The organism is Streptomyces sp. NPDC006476 (assembly GCF_040612015.1).
In the GTDB taxonomy this organism is placed as follows: domain Bacteria; phylum Actinomycetota; class Actinomycetes; order Streptomycetales; family Streptomycetaceae; genus Streptomyces; species Streptomyces griseorubiginosus_B.
Genome location: NZ_JBEXPK010000232.1, coordinates 1 through 3,052 on the forward strand (window position 1 = coordinate 1; position 3,052 = coordinate 3,052).

3 protein-coding genes and 2 pseudogenes are annotated in these 3,052 nt (G+C 69.1%); 1 reads left to right on the top strand and 4 read right to left on the bottom strand.

Translation table 11 applies throughout. The features are described 5' to 3' along the window. Positions 1-88 precede the first annotated feature (88 nt). From ABZZ74_RS53380 to ABZZ74_RS53395, 4 genes and pseudogenes are all read right to left on the bottom strand, one after another. Positions 89-439, bottom strand: a pseudogene (locus tag ABZZ74_RS53380) (fumarylacetoacetate hydrolase family protein); the annotation flags it as partial. A gap of 98 nt (positions 440-537) precedes the next feature. Next, positions 538-1,311 carry a transposase family protein gene (locus tag ABZZ74_RS53385; RefSeq protein ID WP_356951340.1) on the bottom strand — a complete coding sequence of 258 codons (774 nt, stop codon included), beginning with the start codon at positions 1,309-1,311 and terminating at the stop codon, positions 538-540. A gap of 132 nt (positions 1,312-1,443) precedes the next feature. After that, positions 1,444-1,914: a hypothetical protein gene (locus ABZZ74_RS53390; protein WP_356951341.1), complete on the bottom strand. Its 471-nt coding sequence runs from the start codon at positions 1,912-1,914 to the stop codon at positions 1,444-1,446. 177 nt (positions 1,915-2,091) lie between these two features. After that, positions 2,092-2,732 (bottom strand): annotated as a pseudogene (locus ABZZ74_RS53395) (fumarylacetoacetate hydrolase family protein); the annotation flags it as partial. Here ABZZ74_RS53395 and ABZZ74_RS53400 point away from each other — a divergent pair. Next, positions 2,715-3,052, top strand: a 338-nt coding sequence (locus tag ABZZ74_RS53400; protein WP_356951342.1) for a LysR family transcriptional regulator, incomplete at its 3' end; no start/stop codon positions are given. The pseudogene ABZZ74_RS53395 and the gene ABZZ74_RS53400 sit on opposite strands and share 18 nt — an antisense overlap.

Below are 3,052 nucleotides of genomic sequence, written 5' to 3' on the forward strand. Positions count from 1 at the left end.
ATCTGGACGTCGTCCTCGCCCCAACGGCTCCATTTCGAGTATGCCTTGGCCGCCTCAGCGACCGCCCGTTCAGGGGCCGTGCGGTCGATCATGGCGTGGGTTCCTCTGTGACACAGCGCGTGCGCTGGACGCCGAGCCCTGTGATGGAGGCCTCCATGACGTCGCCGTCGCGCAGCAGACGACCACAGTGGATGCCGTTGCCGGCCGGGCTGCCTGTCAGCACCAGGTCACCGGGAAGGAGTTGGGACGTCTGGGAGATGTACGACACCAGCCGTGCGATGCTGAAGAGCATGCCCTTGGTGGACTCGTCCTGCATGATCTGTCCGTTGAGGTTGAGGGTGACCCGCGGGTCACTGGGGTCTGCGATCGACTCGGCGGGGACGGTCCACGGCCCGAGCGGGGTGAATCCAGGGGCTTTCTTGGACCGCAGCCAATGAGATCGTTTCATCGTGAACTCGCAGGTCGTGGTACTGGTGTGAGTCCGTGATGCGGTCCTCGTGCTGGCAGGCGGAGTGATCGCCGTCGGGTGATCGTCTGTCACCGCTGGACTTCGTGGTTCGCCAGAACGAGCAGGGCTCGTAGCAGCGTGGTGGCGTGATGGACGTTCATGCGGACCTTGGTCAGAATGCGCCAGGTCTTCAGGCTCGCGAAGCCGTGCTCGACGGCGGCGCGTTCGCGGCTGACCAGCCGGTTCGCCTCCTTCTCGGCGTCGGTGAGGCGGTGGGAGCGGGTCGCCTTGCGGCCGGTGATGATGACCGGAGCATCGTCGGGGTCGTCGTCCAGGCCGACGAAGCCGAGGTCGGCCAGGGCGCCGAGACCGGTCTCGCGCAGATGCCTGGTGATGTGGTCGTGGCGGGCAGCGGTGATCTCGCTGGCCCGGCCGGGGCGTGCGGAAGAGATCCAGATCAGGTTTCCCTTCTCGTCGGTCAGCGCGAGGAAGAGCAGGCCATGGGCCTTATGTTTCCCGCTGTAGTTCTTGCGGTTGTCCGCCCCGGTGCGGCGGCGGGTACGCACGAGGGTGCCGTCCAGCAGGACCACCGCACCGCCCCGACGGGCGATCTTCTTCAGGGCACGGTCCAGACGCGGGGCCCGGGCAGCGAGCAGGCCGAGGACTTCCAGGACCCAGCGGCGCACGGTGGAGGTGGAGACGTCGTTGCCGCCGACCATGTCGAGAAGCCGCTGGTCGTGACGGAGCACGGCGAGCACGACGATCGCCTGGGTCCCCGGGGTGACCTTGCGCCAGCGGGTGCCGAGTTGCTTGCGCCGCCCGCGTATCAGGCCGGCGACGAGTTCGATGGTCCGCTTCGACACGGGGAGCCGAACCTGGTAGACAGCATCGCGAGTGCCCTCGACGGGGCGGTGAGTCTTCACACGCGAACCAACTCCCGCCGGGGGCCCTCGCGTTACGGCGGGAACCGGCCGGTCCGCTGCCTCCCCCACCGGTCAGCGCGGCAGGTAGCGCCCCGATCCGGTCCGCTTCAGCCAGCCCCGGTCGGCGAGTTTGCGCAACTGACCGCGGACCGGCTCGACCTTGCCCGGTGTGAGTTCCCGGCCCAGTGCCATCGCGACGTCCTTGGCCATCACCGGACGGTCCGCCCCGGCCACGATCTCCATGATCCGCTGGTACTCCGAGGTCAGGGCCTCCAGCCCCATCCCCTCGACACGGTCCGGCACCAACCGCATCCCACCCGCACCCGGCCCAGCCGCGACGCGCTCCGGCTCCGGCTCCGGCTCCACGATGCCCGACGGCCGCCGTCCCCCGTCCGTCGCCTCGGCCCACTGACCGAACACCACCTCGGCCGCCTCCAGCCGGCTCAGCTCGGCGTCAATCTCCGCCAACTCCTTGCGCAGCAACTCGGCCCGCTCCGTCAGTCGCATCCGCCGCTCGATCGTCCACGTCAGCACGTCCACCATGCGCCTCCCTCCCGTTGCGGAACCTAAGAGACGCCTCGGGCGGACCACCCCAGAACCCGCGAACCCGCCCGCGGCAGACGATCACCTGCTAATAATCACGTCCGAGACCAGCACGAGCGCGTCAATCTCCACCCACGCCAGCGGCCCGACCTGCGAGTTCAAGATGAAACGATCTCAATCAGTGCCGATGGCCTTCATGTCCCGCCGGAAAACGCTGCCGCCGTCGGTGAGGTCATTGGCGATCGTGTAGCCCGCCACGCACTCTATGGCCTCGTCGACGGACACCCGATGCGTGGGCTTGCCGATGACGGCCGCCAACTCCAGCTCCCAGTCCGGGCCGTTGGGCCCAGGCGGGCAGGACAACGTCGTCGTACGGTCCGGTGATCGCGCTCGGCAGCCCGATGAAGACGTACGGCAGTCCTCCGCGCCCGGCGGTCCATCACCGCGGCGATCTCCGCGCGCGCCTCCTCGACCGTGCGCGGGTCGTCGCGGGAGCGGTGAGCGACCTCCAGGTCGATCACATGCTGGCGGTAGTTGGCGCCGGACTGGAAGATCTGCCGGGGTTCGACGGGCGCGTGCACCCGCAGGCACGCCAGCGGTCGCCAGCCCAGGGCGTCTTCGTCCGCGAGGACGTGCAGGACGGGGAGGGCCTCCTTCCACCGTTCCAGTACGGAGCGCACGTCGGCCAGCACCCAGGCCAGAGCCTGACGTACATCCAGCACCCGGTCCCGGACCACCAGGCCGGGGAATTGGGCCCCGTCCTCGGTGGAGAGCGTGCCGAGCGCGAATAAGCCGGCGGGTTGCGCGAGCCTTGCCATGAAAATCTAGTCGTCGCCCTGCTCGCGCTGCTGGAGGAGCGCAACGTCACCCGGGCCGGTGAGCGCATCGGACTGAGCCAGCCCGCGATGAGCGCGGCACTGTCCCGGCTGCGCCGCCACTTCGACGACGAACTGCTCGCCCGCACGGGCAACACCTACGAACTGACCCCGCTCGGCGCCGCCCTGCGCGACCGCAGCGCCACCGCGTGCAACATGCTGGAGCGGGTCTTCACCAGCCAGGCCGACTTCGATCCGGCCGCCGAGACCCGCGAGTTCACCCTGCTCACCTCGGACTACGGCGCCGCCGTCTTCGGCGGCGC

Excerpts from the sequence above, each read along its gene's own strand:
- ABZZ74_RS53390 (WP_356951341.1), bottom strand. The coding sequence starts at position 1,914 with ATGGTGGACGTGCTGACGTGGACGATCGAGCGGCGGATGCGACTGACG.